At 69.9% G+C, this 14,465-nt stretch carries 9 protein-coding genes and 1 pseudogene; 9 read left to right on the top strand and 1 reads right to left on the bottom strand.

Translation table 11 applies throughout. The annotated features are described in order from the left end of the window. Positions 1–24 precede the first annotated feature (24 nt). Together FU260_RS10730 and FU260_RS10725 are read left to right on the top strand one after the other, a co-directional pair. Positions 25–2,550: a glycosyl hydrolase 53 family protein gene (locus FU260_RS10730; protein WP_147917056.1), complete on the top strand. Its 2,526-nt coding sequence runs from the start codon at positions 25–27 to the stop codon at positions 2,548–2,550. A gap of 587 nt (positions 2,551–3,137) precedes the next feature. Then, on the top strand, positions 3,138–5,717 hold the full coding sequence (locus FU260_RS10725) for a polysaccharide lyase family 8 super-sandwich domain-containing protein (protein ID WP_147917055.1): 2,580 nt from the start codon (positions 3,138–3,140) through the stop codon (positions 5,715–5,717). A 169-nt stretch (positions 5,718–5,886) separates the two neighbouring features. Here the strand turns inward: FU260_RS10725 and FU260_RS10720 are convergent, their stop codons facing one another. After that, complete coding sequence (locus tag FU260_RS10720; protein WP_147917054.1) at positions 5,887–6,534, bottom strand: nucleotidyltransferase family protein; 648 nt, start codon at positions 6,532–6,534, stop codon at positions 5,887–5,889. 147 nt (positions 6,535–6,681) lie between these two features. On the opposite strand from FU260_RS10720, the gene FU260_RS10715 reads away from it, so the two are divergent. The 7 genes and pseudogenes from FU260_RS10715 to FU260_RS10685 all read left to right on the top strand — a co-directional run bounded on the left by FU260_RS10715 (position 6,682) and on the right by FU260_RS10685 (position 14,328). Then, positions 6,682–7,602, top strand: a complete 921-nt coding sequence (locus FU260_RS10715; protein WP_147917053.1) for an AAA family ATPase — start codon at positions 6,682–6,684, stop codon at positions 7,600–7,602. A 1-nt stretch (position 7,603) separates the two neighbouring features. Continuing rightward, positions 7,604–8,767: a vWA domain-containing protein gene (locus FU260_RS10710; RefSeq protein ID WP_147917052.1), complete on the top strand. Its 1,164-nt coding sequence runs from the start codon at positions 7,604–7,606 to the stop codon at positions 8,765–8,767. Continuing rightward, a pseudogene (locus FU260_RS10705) lies at positions 8,760–9,888 on the top strand (XdhC family protein). Before FU260_RS10710 ends, FU260_RS10705 begins: the two are co-directional and overlap by 8 nt. Positions 9,889–9,970: 82 nt before the next feature. Then, the gene (locus tag FU260_RS10700) at positions 9,971–10,447 is read left to right on the top strand and encodes a (2Fe-2S)-binding protein (protein ID WP_147917051.1); all 477 of its coding nucleotides are present in this window, start codon (positions 9,971–9,973) and stop codon (positions 10,445–10,447) included. After that, a complete protein-coding gene (locus FU260_RS10695) occupies positions 10,444–12,882 on the top strand; it encodes a xanthine dehydrogenase family protein molybdopterin-binding subunit (protein WP_147917050.1) in 2,439 nt (812 codons plus the stop codon). Before FU260_RS10700 ends, FU260_RS10695 begins: the two co-directional genes overlap by 4 nt. Then, the gene (locus FU260_RS10690; protein WP_147917049.1) at positions 12,879–13,736 is read left to right on the top strand and encodes an FAD binding domain-containing protein; all 858 of its coding nucleotides are present in this window, start codon (positions 12,879–12,881) and stop codon (positions 13,734–13,736) included. Before FU260_RS10695 ends, FU260_RS10690 begins: the two co-directional genes overlap by 4 nt. A 136-nt stretch (positions 13,737–13,872) precedes the next feature. Next, complete coding sequence (locus FU260_RS10685) at positions 13,873–14,328, top strand: SRPBCC family protein (RefSeq protein WP_147917048.1); 456 nt, start codon at positions 13,873–13,875, stop codon at positions 14,326–14,328. Positions 14,329–14,465: the final 137 nt, after the last annotated feature.

Below are 14,465 nucleotides of genomic sequence, written 5' to 3'. Positions count from 1 at the left end.
GACGATCGTCAGGAGAGAATCGACATGACCACCCGCCGGCGCTCCGCCGCCGCACTCGCAGTTGCCGCCGCACTGATCGGAGGGGCCATGGCCGCCACTCCCGCCGCCGCCGCAGGCCCCGAACCGGTCCAGGCCGGGATCACTGTGCCCCAGGTCGAAGGCATGGGTGAGGACTGGATCAACGGGGTGGACCTGTCCACGGTGCTCTCGCTCGAAGAGTCCGGAGTGGTGTTCCGCGACTTCAACGGCGAGCCGGCGGACCTGTTCGAGGTGCTCGCCGATGCCGGCGTGAACTGGGCCCGGATCCGGGTCTGGAACCAGCCCTACTCCTCGGCTGATCCCGCGCTCGGCTACGGCGGCGGGAACGTGGATGCCGAACGGGCCACGGAGATCGGGCAGCGGGCCACCGCAGCCGGGATGCAGGTGCTGGTGGACTTCCACTACTCCGACTTCTGGGCCCACCCGGGCCAGCAGCACTCCCCCCGTGCCTGGCGCGGGATGGACCTGACCGAGCGCACCCAGGCGTTGCACGACTACACCGCAGACACGCTGACGATGATGCGCGAGGCGGGGGTCGCCGTCGGGATGGTGCAGATCGGCAACGAGACCACAGGTGGCGAGATCGCCGGGGTGAGCGGCTGGGAGAACACGGCGCAGCTGTTCCAGGCCGGTTCGGCGGCGGTGCGGGAAACCCTCGGCAATGAGGTGAAGGTGGCGGTGCACTTCACCAACCCCGAACGCGCCGGCCAGTACGCGACGGTGGCCCGCGAGCTTCACGAACGCGGGGTGGACTATGACGTGTTCCTGTCCTCCTACTACCCGTTCTGGCACGGGTCGCTGGCGAACCTGACCGCGGTGCTGGATGAGGTCGCCACCACCTACGACAAGGAGGTCGCGGTCGCGGAGACCTCGGCGGCGTACACGCTCGAGGACGGCGACGGGTACCCGAACTCGGTGGATTCCGCGTCGGAGCAGTACTCCGCGTCAGTGCAGGGGCAGGCGCTGGCGGTCCGCGATGTGATGCAGGCAGTGGCGGACGTGTCCGAGGGCCGCGGGCTGGGTACGTTCTACTGGGAGCCGGCGTGGCTTCCGGTGGGGCCGCCGGCGGACGCGGATGCGAACTGGGACCTGTGGCAGGAGTTTGGGTCCGGCTGGGCCAGCACGTACTCGCAGGAGTTCTACGACCCGGACGGCTCGCTCGGGGATGAGTGGGCCGATGAGTTCGGCGGTTCCGGGTGGGACAACCAGGCACTCTTCGGCTTCGACGGCACACCGCTGGAGTCGCTGCGGGTGTACGAGTACGCGGTGACCGGGTCGGTCGGGCCGCGCGAGTTCGATTCGGTGGCCGATCCTTCGGTGAGTGTGGCCGACGGCGAACCGATCGAGCTGCCGGAGCAGGTGCAGGTCTCCTATACCGACGGGACAAGCGAGCTGCAGACGGTGACCTGGTCCGGCGACGTGCGCTGGATCCTCGGCCCGGGGACCTACACCGTGGCCGGGACGACCGCGGCGGGCTTTGACGTGGTCGCGACGGTGACCGTGCTGACCGAGACAGGAGCAGGCGAGAACCTGGTGGTGAACGCGGGCTTCGAGGATGGCGAGGAGCCGTGGACCGGTACCGGGACGGGGTACACGATCAGCTCCCCGGACGATCCGTACGAGGGCGAGCGCTCCACGCACTTCTTTGCCGATGCGGACTACACGTTCGCGATCGAGCAGCGGCTCACCGGGGTGCCGGCCGGTGAGTATGTGCTCTCCGCGCAGGCGCAGGGCGGGGACATTGGCGCTGACGACTCGCTGCAGATCGCCGCGCACTCGGGCATCTCGACGCTGTCGGCAGACTTCACCCTGACCGGGTGGGGGGAGTGGCAGACGCCGCGGACCGGCGTGCTGACCGTCGGCGCGGACGGGGTGGTGACAGTCCGGGCGGAAGCCACGCTGAGCGGCGGAGCGTGGGGCACGCTGGATGCGTTCTCCCTCACCGCCGTGACCGAAGCGGCGCAGGTGGAGCTGGGTGAGCTGCAGGCGCTGGTCGACAGCGCCGGCGAGGTGGACCGGGCGGCATACACCGCGGAATCGCTGGCAGTGTTGGATGCCGCGCTGGCGCGAGCCGCGTTCGTGCTCGACTCGCCGGAGCCCGGCCAAGCGAGTGTGGATGCTGCGCTAGAGGAGCTCGAGGCCGCGCTCGATGGGCTGGTGGAGGCTGGCAGCGACGAGACCGGTGCTGGCGGTGTCGATGACGGTGCCGGCAGCGGCGACAACGGCACCAGTGGCGCAGACGACGAGACCGGTGATGGGGCGAACGTCGATTCCGACGCTGACTCCGGGGCCGATGGCAGCGCGAGCGCCGGGAGCGACACGGATCCGGCTGGGACTGCCGGGGCCGCAGGTGGTCCGGACGCCGCCGACGGTGCGACCGACGACGCGCGCGGCGCGCTGAGCCTGACCGGCGCCACCGTGCCGCTCGCCCTGATCGCCGGGCTGCTCGCCGTCGGCGCGATGCTGCTGATTGTGCGCAGGCGGACCCAGCGCGGCGAAGGCACCAGCTGACCCGCCGCGGCACGAGTCACCTGCACCGACGTCCCCAACCCGACTGATGCACGCAGCGGAGCCCCGCTCAGCTCCTCCCCGCCTCGCCCAGCGGAGGTATGTTCCACGATCGGAGCAAGCTTCTACCTTGACTCGGATCGCGGAACATACCTCCGTCCGGGTGGGGCTACCTCAGGCGGGGGACGGTGCGCCCGCTGCCAGGTTATCCACAGGTGGGAGTCGGCGCAGATCGAGTCCCACGGAACTTCTGCCAACGTCGGGTGACAGCAAGCAAAACCCCGGCCGTGTGATCGACTCCCGAGGGAGTGACAGGGACGGTTCCGGGGTGTTGCCATTCACGGTACGCGGGATCGGGTCATGGACAAGCACGAGGCGATCGAACTGACCCACCCCGAGTGATCCGCCCGGCGGCGCCCCACTCACTCCCCCGCACACCTCCCCATCGGAGGTGTGTTCCGCGATCGGAGAGAACCTCTACCCGGAGGTTGGCTCCGATGCGGTCCTGGCTCATCCCTGGGGTCCAAGTAGGGTGTAACCGAGCCACCGGATCGCCGGTGCCCGCGTCAAGAAGCAACAAGGGAGTATGCATGCGCAGCGTGAGCCGCCGGACCGTCCTGACCGCGGCAGGGGTGACAGCGCTGGCCGCTACCCTGCCGAAGCCGCAGATCGCCTTCGCAGCGGGCCCCGGCGCCGGAGCGCCGGCCGCAGACCGTGCGGCGCTGCTTGCCAATATCGTCGCCGGCCTGGCGGGCACCGAGGAGACCAACGCCGCCGCTGCCGTACAGCCGAAGCTCACCGATCTGTACGAGACTGCCACCGACAATCTCGACTCCCTGATCGCCGACCCGACGACCGCCCTGTTCCCTGGCCGCGAGCTCGGCAGTGACGACGGCAACCTCGAGACCACGTTCCAGAAGCTGTACGAGATCGCCGTCGCCACAGTGATGCCGGTGCCCGACGGCGCCACGGTACCCACCGACCTGTACCAGGACGCCGACGCCCGGCAGCAGGTGATTGACGCGCTCCGCTGGCTCTACGACACCTTCTACAGCGACACCGACGCCGGGTACTACGGCAATTGGTACAACTGGGAGATCGGCATCCCCACGCATGTCAGCCGCATCCTCGCCCTGCTCCACGATGACATCGCCTCCGCAGATCCGGACCTTGCTCAGCAGTACGTGGACACGATGGATCGGTACCTGCGCAACGGCAAGGACGGCGACGTCGACCTCGACTCGCGTTTCCACACCGGCGCCAATCTCGCCGACATCACCACGAACCGGATCGTGCAGGGCGCGGTGCTCGACGACGCCGACCGGATCACCAAGGCGATCTCCGACCAGCTCACCGTGTACCAGGTGATCGATCCTTACCACCTGCAGCACGGGGTGACCGACGGCTTCTACGCCGACGGCTCGTTCCTCATGCACTCCTCGGTGGCCTATACCGGCAGCTACGGCATCGGCCTGCTGGAGCGCGTCACCACGACGATCGCGATCCTGGACGGCACCTCCTTCCCCACCGAACCCGGCCTGCAGAGCCGGATCAACGAGTGGTTGGCCACCAGCTTCGGACCGGTGATCGTCGAGGGTTGGATGATGGAGATCATCAAGGGCCGCTCGGTCTCGCGGACCAAATCCGGCTACGACAACGGCACCGCCGTGGTGGAGTCGGTGGTGGCACTCTCCCGGTTCGCCGAGCAGGAGCCGGCCGCCGAGCTGGCGGCCTACGTGGCTTATCTGCACGGCATCGAGCAGATGGACATCTCGCCGTCCTCGTTCGCGAACCCGGCGAACATCGTGGCCTACACCGAGACCGTGGAGGATCCGGACGTCACTCCGGCGAACCTGGTGCCCGAGGAGGCCACGTTCGCGTACAACGCGATGGACCGGCACGTGCACCACCGCTCGACCTTCACCTACGCCCTCGCCCGCAGCTCGGCGCGGGTGAGCAAGTACGAGTACATGAGCGGGGAGAACCTGCGGCCATGGTTCCAGGGCGACGGCGCGCACTACCTGTACCTCACCGGCGATGACCAGAACGAGGCGTTCGGCGTCGACTACTTCACCGCCGTCGATGCGGACCGCCTCGCCGGCGTGACGGCGCCGGTCGAGGAGCGCGAGACGGTGCCCGAGCTCTACGGTGAGCTGTTCTACGACAACGAAGAGGCCGACTTCACTCCTTCCTCGGTGAAGCAGAACCTCTTCGTCTACTTCCCGCTGGGCACGAACGCCTACTCGGGTGGGACGACCCTCGGAACCTACGCCGTCGCCGGTATGCAGCAGGCCGACGACGCCGCCTACGTGGCGAAGCAGGCCGGTGAGCTGCCCGAGGACTTCGTGGTCTACGCCAACTCCCGGTCCTCGAAGTCCTGGTTCATGTTCGACGACGAGATCGTGGTCCTGGCTTCTGGTATCACCGACGAGCACGACCGCGGCACGATCACCACTGTGGACGCCCGGATCAGCGACCCGGGAGACGAGGTGCGGTTCGCCGGTGCCACCCGCAGCGGCGCCTCCGTGGCCAGCGCGGGGACGATGAGCAACCTGGCCTGGCTGCACTACGCGAACGCCACCCGGGGCACGGCCATCGGCTATGTCTTCTACACCGATCATGAGCTGGACGTGCGGATCGAGGAGGTGGAGCGCGGCCGGGACTACGTGCGCACCTCGAACAGTGACACCCCGATCACCAAGACGGTCTTCGACGTCTCCGAGACCCGCGACGCGGGCGCCGCACCCGGCTCGATGGCGTACGCGATCGTTCCCGGTGCCGGCGCAGACGCGCTGAGCAACTACGCCGACGCCGGTCCGCAGATCGTCCAGCACAGCGAGGAGGTGCACGCGGTGCGCCACCCGGGACTCGACCTGCTCGCCGTGAACACGTTCAGCGACGGCGAACACGAGATCGAGAATCTCACTGTGGACGGGCCCGCCTCGGTCATAGCGCAGAGCGCCGGCCGCGGCACCACGATCGCGGTCTCCGACCCGACGTTCTCGCGGGAGACGGTGAGCGTGACCATCCGCGGCCGGCGGCCCGTGCTGGATGCGGACCCGGAGGTCACCGTGCACCCGGTACGAGGCGGCACGCGACTCGATTTCCGCACGCACGAGGCGTACGGGGCGAGCTTCACGGTCAGCATGCGCGGCCGCGGCATCGCCTGAGCCCGCGCGCTCGCCAGCGCACCCGCGGCCTCCGGTCCATTCGCTTGAGTAGCGATTTGCAGGCTGAGGACCGACAATCTGGTCCTCCGCCTGCAGATCGCTACTCAGGCGGGCGAGGGGCGCCGGCTCGTACCCAGGCGGCGCCAAGCCTCACCGAGCGACCGCCGCCCTACGGCCCGAGCAGGTGCAGATCCTCGGGAGTGTCGACGTCGGCGGCGGAGCCGAGCGCGGTGCAGTCCACCAGGTCGAGCAGGTCCGGTCGTCGGCGCAGGAACTCCCGGGCGCCCCGGTCCCCCTCGGCCAGGTCCGCAGCCTCCCGCGCGAGGGCGGCGTCGAAGACCATCGGGTGCCGGGCGCGAGGACCTGTGTGGGGATCGCCAACACTCTCGTAGGTGGCCGCAGCGATCCGTCCCGGCCGGTGCGCGCCGAGCACCCGCGCCACCACGTCGGCGCCGACCCCCGGCTGGTCCACCAACGTCACGACCACCCGTGCGGCATCGGCCGGCACCGCTGCCACTCCGCACCGGAACGAGGACGCCAACCCGCTCGCCCAGTCCTGGTTGCGGACCGGCACGCCTCCTGCAACCGCCACCTCGGTCGCGACTTCCTCGGCCTGAGCGCCCACCACCACCAGCACCGGCGCGCACCCATCCGCACGCAGTGCACCCACCGCCCGCGCCACCAGGCTCGCTCCCCCACTGCGCAGCAGCGCCTTCGCGCCCAACCCGAGCCGCCGCCCCTGGCCGCCCGCCAGCACCAGGCCCACAGCGGGCCGATCCTGCGCGCCGCGCGCGCTGCCGCCTGCGTCCGCCTCCATGACCTACAGAGCGTACGGCAGGCCCAGCCCGCCGCTTCCCCGCACGCAGGTGCGGCCGGGGTGCCGCGCGCGCCAACCGCTGGCACGCCGTCCGGCCCGGCGCCGATCCACCGCTCACCCGCGCCGTCTGCCGCGTATGTTGGGGGTATGACTGCGACGCCGGCTCTCTCCTCCAGCGACGCGGTGAGCACGATGCTGGAATCCACCGGCTACCTCACCGACGAGGGCCTGGCCACGATCACCTACCTGGCGGTGGCGATGGACCGCCCGCTCCTGCTCGAGGGAGAGCCGGGCACCGGGAAGACCTCGCTCGCGGAGGCACTTGCCGAAGGGTTGGGCTACCCGCTGATCCGGCTGCAGTGCTATGAGGGCATCGACGCCTCGCAGGCGCTCTATGACTGGGACTTCACCAAGCAGATCCTGCACCTGCGTGCTCTGGAGACCGCCGCGGTCGCCCAGGGTGCACGCGGGACGGCCGCGCGCCCCGGCCTGGACACCGAGGAGATCGAGAAGTCCTTGTTCGACGAGCGCTTCCTGCTCGACCGGCCACTGCTCCAAGCGCTCCGGAACGGTCCGGCGGTGCTGCTCATCGACGAGATCGACCGCGCCGATGATGAGTTCGAGGCGTTCCTGCTGGAGCTGCTCTCCGCCGGCCAGGTGACCATCCCGGAGCTGGGCACGATCCGCGCCGAGCACCCACCGATCGTGGTCCTCACCTCCAACCGCACCCGCGAGCTTCACGATGCCCTGAAGCGCCGCTGCCTCTACCACTGGATCGACCATCCGGGACTCGACCGGGAGGTGGCGATCGTGCGCACCCGGCTGCCGGACATCCCCGAGCGCCTGGCCAGCCAGCTGGTCACCGCGGTGCAGCAGCTGCGCCGCGACCAACACCTGATCAAGCCGCCCGGGGTAGCCGAGTCCCTGGACTGGGCCCGGGCGCTGCTGCACCTGGGCACCGAGACGCTGGACCTGGCCACCGCTGCCGCCACGGTGGGTGCCGTGTGCAAGCACCGCGAGGACCTGGACCGCGTGCGCGCCGAACTCGACCGGCTGCTGGCGGCGTGACATGGCCACGCACGCTCCGCCGTCGACCATCCGGCACTCCCCGGACACGATCCTGGTGGCCTTCGGCCACGCCCTGCGCGCTGCTGGCCTGCCCGTGACCACCGCGGCCACCCGCTCCTTCGTAGAAGCCGTGGCCCGCCTCGACCTCACCTCCCGCAGCGATGTGTACTGGGCCGGCCGCGCCACCCTGTGCAGCAGCGCAGCCGATCTGATCGGTTACGACCGGGTGTTCACTGCGTGGTTCGAGCGCGAACTACCGCCGACGGCGCAGCCTCGCCCGGATCAGGTCGGTCACCAGGCCGCGGTGCAGGCCGGCGAGGATGACGACGGCGCAGCCTCCGTGGTCGCCACGCTCGCCTCGCGTACGGAGCAGCTCCGGCACCGCGACGTGGCCGAGCTGGACCTCGCCGAGCGGGCCTGGTTGAACCAGGCGATCCGGGCCCTGCCGCTGCCCCACCCGATCCGCCGCACGCACCGCACCGAACCGTTCCACCACGGCCGGGTGGACCGGGTGCGCACCCTGCGCGCCGAGCTGCGCCGCGCCGGTGAACCCGGACCGCTGCAGCATTCCCGCCCCCGCCGCACACCCCGCCGTCTGGTGCTGCTGATCGACGTCTCCGGGTCGATGCGGCCCTATGCGGACACGCTGCTTCGGCTGGCGCATCACCTGGTCCGGGGCAGGAGCGGCCACAATATCGAAGTGTTCACGCTCGGCACCCGGCTGACCCGGTTGACGCAGGCGCTGCAGCACCGGGACGTCGATATCGCCCTGCAGCGCGCCGGTGCGGCGATCCCGGACTGGTCCGGTGGCACCCGGCTGGCCGATACGCTCGGCGCCTTCGTGCGCCGGTGGGGGCGGCGCGGGATGGCGCGCGGCGCCGTCGTGCTGATCGCCAGCGACGGGTGGGAGCGCGGCGACCCGGCACTGCTCGGCGAGCAGCTGCGCCGGCTCGCCAGGCTGGCTCGGCGGATCGTGTGGTCCAACCCGCACGCGGGAAAGGCCGGCTACCAGCCGGTGCAGGGCGGAATCGTCGCGGCGTTGCCGCATCTGGACGCCCTGGTGGCGGGACACTCGCTGGCCGCTTTCGAGCAGGTGCTCCGCGAGCTCGAGAACGGGGCCGGCCGCACCGGCCAGGCCACGAAGGAGGTGACGATCGATGCGTGATGTGCTCGGCGACCTGGTACCGGCCTGGCGGGCCGGCGGCACGGTGGGGCTCGGCACCGTGGTGGGTGCGTTCCAGTCCGCGCCGCGGCTGCCCGGTGCCGCCATGGTGGTGGACGCCGACGGGACGGTGAGCGGCTCGGTCTCCGGCGGATGCGTGGAGGGGGACGTGTACGAGACGGCCCGCCGGGTGCTGGCGAGCGGGCAGGCGGAGCTGCACCGGTACGGCTTCTCCGACGACCAGGCGTTCGCCGTGGGACTGACCTGTGGCGGAATCATCGATGTGTTCGTCGAACCGGTCTCGCAGCAGTCGTTTCCCGAGCTCGGCGAGGTGGCCGACGCGATCGAGGCCGGCACCCCGGTGGCCCTGGCGGTCGTGGCCGAACATGACGATCCGGCCCCGGGTGGGCCGGCACCTGGTGGTGTTCGCCGATCGCACCGCCGGCACCCTCGGCTCGCAGCGCACCGACCAGGCCGTCACCGATGATGCCCGCGGCCTGCTCGCCACCGGCCGGAACAGGATGCTCACCTACGGCCCGGACGGGCAGCGGATGGAGGACGGGATGCGGGTGTTCGTGTCCTCCTTCGCGCCACCGCCCCGGATGCTGGTGTTCGGCGCGATCGACTTCGCCGCCGCTCTGGCCCGGCAGGGAGCCATGCTCGGCTACCGGGTGACCGTCTGTGACGCCCGCGGGGTGTTCGCCACCCCGGCCCGGTTCCCGGACGCCGACGAAGTGGTGGTGGACTGGCCGCACCGGTACCTGCAGGCGGAGGTCGACGCCGGCCGGGTGGACCGGCGGACCGTGATCGCCGTGCTCACCCACGACCCGAAGTTCGATGTGCCGGCGCTGCAGGTGGCACTCGGACTAGACGTGGCCTATATCGGGGCGATGGGCTCCCGGCTGACCCACTCCGACCGGCAGCGCCGGCTGCGCGAGGCGGGGCTGAGCGAGGAACTGCTGGACCGGCTGCACAGCCCGATCGGGCTTGACCTGGGGGCGCGCACACCGGAGGAGACCGCGGTCTCGATCGCCGCAGAGATCATCGCGGTGCAGTGGGGCGGCGGCCGGTCCTCGCTGCGTGAGGTGTCCGGCCGGATCCACCACGACGACCTGGTCGGCTAGCTCGACCCATTCCTGTGCGCTAGGTCACATTCGTCGGTAGAGTGCCCACCATCTGAGATGTCGCAGCGCGAAGGAGCAACAGATGACGTCGCACACGATCACGCTCACCGTCGACGGGGTCGAATACACCGACGACGTCGAGCCACGGCTCTTGCTCGTGCAGTACCTGCGCGAGGTGCTCGGTAAGACCGGCACCGTCATCGGCTGTGACACCACCAACTGCGGTGCCTGCACAGTGCTGGTGGACGGGCAGAGCATCAAATCCTGCACGATGCTCGCCGTGGAGGCCGACGGGCAACAGGTCACCACCATCGAGGGACTGGCCGACGATGGTGAGCTGCACCCCCTGCAGAAGGCGTTCAACGACTGCCACGCCCTGCAGTGCGGGTTCTGCACCTCCGGAATGATCATGCAGGCCGCGTCCCTGCTGACCGAGAACCCCCGGCCCACCGACGAGGAAGTCCGGGACGGCCTGGAAGGCAACTTGTGCCGGTGCACCGGCTACCAGAACATCGTCGCCGCCGTGCAGCAGGCTGCTGGGGAGGAGGTGGCCCGATGACCGCCACCGAGGAGCGCGCCCCGGAGATCGGGCGCGCCCGCCCCCGCAAGGAGGACGCCCGGCTGATCACCGGCCGCAGCCGGTACACCGACAACATCGTCCTGCCTGGCATGTTGCACATGAGCATGGTGCGCAGTCCGGTCGCCCGCGCCCGGATCACCGGGATCGACGCCTCCGCCGCGCGCAGCGCCCCCGGTGTGGTGAAAGTCCTCACCGGTGCCGATCTGGCCGCCGAGCAGGGATCGATGCCGAACGCCTGGCCGATCACCGAGGAGCAGAAGGCCCCACCGCACCCGGCGATGGCCGAGGAGATGGTGAACTTCGCCGGCGAGATCGTCGCCGCGGTGATCGCCCGCTCCCCCGCCGCCGCCCGCGATGCCGCGGAGCTGGTGGACGTCGACTACGAGACGCTGACCCCGGTGGTGGACCTGGCCACAGCGGCCCGAGACGAGGAGCTGATCTACCCGGACCTGGGCACGAACCACTCCGCGACGTGGGTGTTCGACTCTGCCGAGGCTGGTACCGGCGGAAACATCAAGGAGGCGATCGCCGGCTCCGAGATCGTGGTCGAACGAACCTTCCGGCAGCAGCGGCTGATCCCGGCGTTCATGGAACCACGTTCGACGGTGGTGGATCCGACCGGGGAGCAGATCACGATGTGGTCGGCCACGCAGATCCCGCACATCCTGCGGGTGATGCTCGCCCTCACCCTCGGCATCCCGGAGTCGAAGCTGCGGGTGATCGCCCCGGATGTGGGCGGCGGATTCGGCGGGAAGCTGCAGGTGACCCCGGAAGAGGTGATCACCCTGCTCGCCGCGCAGCGCACCGGTAAGCCGGTGAAGTACACCGAGACCCGGTCGGAGTCGATGATCGGCGCCCACCACGGGCGGGACCAGATCCAGACGATGCGCATCTCGGCGAACCGGGACGGCACGGTGACCGGCCTGGATGTGCACCTGGTGGCAAACATGGGCGCCTACCTGGGCCTGATCACCTCGGGCATCCCGATCCTCGGGGCGTTCATGTTCAACGGGATCTACAAGTTCCCCGCCTACCGGTTCGAGTGCACCAACGTGTTCACCAACCAGGTCTGGACCGATGCCTACCGCGGCGCCGGCCGGCCCGAGGCCACGTTCGCGATCGAGCGGATGATGGACGAGCTGGCCACCGAGCTGGGCATGGATCCGATCGAGATCCGGGAGAAGAACTGGATCAAGCACGAGGAGTTCCCGTTCCAGACGATCTCCACGATGGAGTACGACTCCGGCAACTACGAGGCCGCCACCGAGAAGGCTCTCGAGCTGTTCGGCTACGACGAGCTGCGCGCCGAACAGGCCCGGCGCCGGGAGTCCGGTGATCCGGTCCAGCTCGGCATCGGGGTCTCCACGTTCACCGAGATGTGCGGTCTGGCCCCGTCCCGGATCCTCGGGGCGCTGCGCTACGCCGCCGGCGGGTGGGAGCACGCCCAGGTGCGGGTACTGCCGACCGGGAAGGTCGAGGTGGTCACCGGTGTCAGCCCGCACGGGCAGGGGCACGTGACCAGTTGGAGCCAGATCGTGGCCGACCGGCTCGGGGTGGCGTTCGAGGACGTCGAGGTGCTGCATGGCGATACGCAGATCTCCCAGCGCGGCCTGGACACCTACGGCTCCCGGTCGCTGGCCGTGGGCGGGATGGCGGTGGTGGCCGCCGCGGACAAGGTGATCGAGAAGGCGAAGGTGGTCGCCGCGCACATGCTGGAGGCCGCCACCGATGACATCGAGTTCACCGCGGGCACGTTCAGCGTCCGCGGCACCGACCAGAGCGTCGCCTTCGGGGACGTCGCCCTGGCAGTGTTCGCAGCCCACGACCTCCCGGACGGGTTCGAACCCAACCTGGACTCCGATGCCACCTTCGATCCGGAGAACTTCTCCTTCCCGCACGGCACCCACCTGGCAGCGATGGAGGTGGACACCGAGACCGGGCAGGTGAGCATCCGCAAGTACGTGTGCGTGGACGACATCGGGAACGTGGTCAACCCACTGATCGTGGAGGGGCAGGTGCACGGCGGTCTCGCCCAGGGGATCGCCCAGGCGCTGTACGAGGAAGCGGTCTACGACGACGCCGGCACCCTGCTGACCGGTTCGTTCACCGAGTATCTGGTCCCCTCGGCGCCCGACCTGCCGGAGTTCATCACCGACCGGACCGTCACGCCGTCGACCACGAACGCCCTCGGCGTCAAAGGCGTCGGCGAGGCGGGCACGATCGCCTCCACACCGGCGATCGTGAACGGGGTGCTCGATGCACTCCGCCACCTCGGCGTGACCGAGGTGGAGATGCCGTGCTCACCGTCCCGGGTGTGGCACGCCATCCAGGCCGCCGGATCAGGTACCGAAAGTGGCCCGCCGCGTACGAGCGCCGGCGGCGATACCAGCGGTGGGCGGAAGGAGGAACGATGATTCCGAGCTCGTTCGACTTCAAGGCACCGGCCACGGTGGCCGAGGCGCTGTCGCTGCTGGCCGACGACACGATGGATGTGAAGATTCTCGCCGGCGGGCAGTCTCTGCTGCCGGTGCTGAAGCTGCGGATGGCCGACCCGGAGCTGGTGGTCTCGCTCGCGAAGATCGATGAGCTGCGCGGGGTGCGACTCGACGGTGGGTCGATCGTGATCGGGGCGATGACCCGGCATGCCGACGTCGCCGGTGATCCGGTGATCGCCTCCCACGCACCGCTGTTGGCCCGGGCCGCCGGTGAGATCGCCGACCCCCAGGTGCGACACCGGGGCACCATCGGTGGCGCGGTGGTCCATGCCGACCCCGCCAGCGATATGCCCGCCACGCTCTCCGCTCTGGAGGCCGAGATGACCGTGGTCGGGGCCAGCGGTGAGCGAACCGTGCCGGCAGCGGAGTTCTTCGTGGACTTCTTCACCACGGTGGTCGAGGAGGACGAGATCCTCACCTCGATTCGGGTGCCCACCTATGACGGCTGGGGCGTCGGATACGAGAAGTTCACCCGGGTGGCCCAGCAGTGGCCGATCGTCTCGGTCGCGGCGATGGTGCGCCTCGACGGTGGTTCCATCGCCGAGGCCAGAGTCGCCCTGGGAAACATGGACACTGTGCCGGTGCGGGCCTCGTCCGTGGAGCAGGCACTGGCCGGCGGCTCCGTCACCGAGGAGGCCGTGGCAGCAGCCTGTGCCAGCGCCGCCGAGGGCACCAATCCCACTGACGACCTCAACGGTGATGCCACCTACCGGCGGCACCTGGCCACCGTGCTCACCCGGCGGGCGGTGCTCACCGCGATCGGTGGCAGCTGAGCCGCGGGGCGGGCCGGAAAGAGCGAGTGGATCCGTAAGCGCGAGTGGCGGGCCGGAAAGAGCGAGTGGATCGGTAAGCGCGAGTGGCGGGCCGGAACGGCCGAGTGGTGGGCCCGCAGCAGCGAAAGGAGCAGATGTGAGGCTGGAGCACCAGTTCGAGGTGCCGGCACCGATGTCGACCACCTGGGACACGTTCAACGACCTGGAGAAGGTGGTGCCGTGCTTCCCGGGCGCCACGATCGGGGAGGTGGACGGCGACGAGTTCACCGGGGCGGTCAAGGTCAAGCTCGGACCGATCTCGCTGCTCTACAACGGCACCGGACGCTTCCTCGAACGCGACGAGGCAGCCGGGCGGATCGTGATCGAGGCCTCAGGCAAGGATCGCCGCGGTAACGGCACCGCCGGAGCCACGGTGACGGCGGTGCTCACCGAGGTGGCGGACGGCACCGCTGTGGACGTGGTCACCGAGATGGACATCGGTGGCAAACCGGCCCAGTTCGGCCGCGGCATGATCCAGAGCATCTCGAACAAGATGCTGGACAGGTTCCTCGCCTGCATCCGGGAGAAGATGACGGGCGGCGCCGAGGTCTGACCCGCCGCCGGTGCCCCGCGCTGCGCCCCTGCTCCTGTCCCCGCCCCCTCGCCCACGCCGCGCTCGCGCTCGCCCCGTTCCATCGGAGGTACCTTGCGGGATCGGAACCAAGGTAGAGCCTCACTCCGACCCCGCAA

Origin of the sequence: Ruania zhangjianzhongii, from assembly GCF_008000995.1 — a bacterium.
In the GTDB taxonomy this organism is placed as follows: domain Bacteria; phylum Actinomycetota; class Actinomycetes; order Actinomycetales; family Beutenbergiaceae; genus Ruania; species Ruania zhangjianzhongii.
Note: the sequence above shows the minus strand (reverse complement) of the source record. Positions and strands in the feature narration are given on the sequence as shown.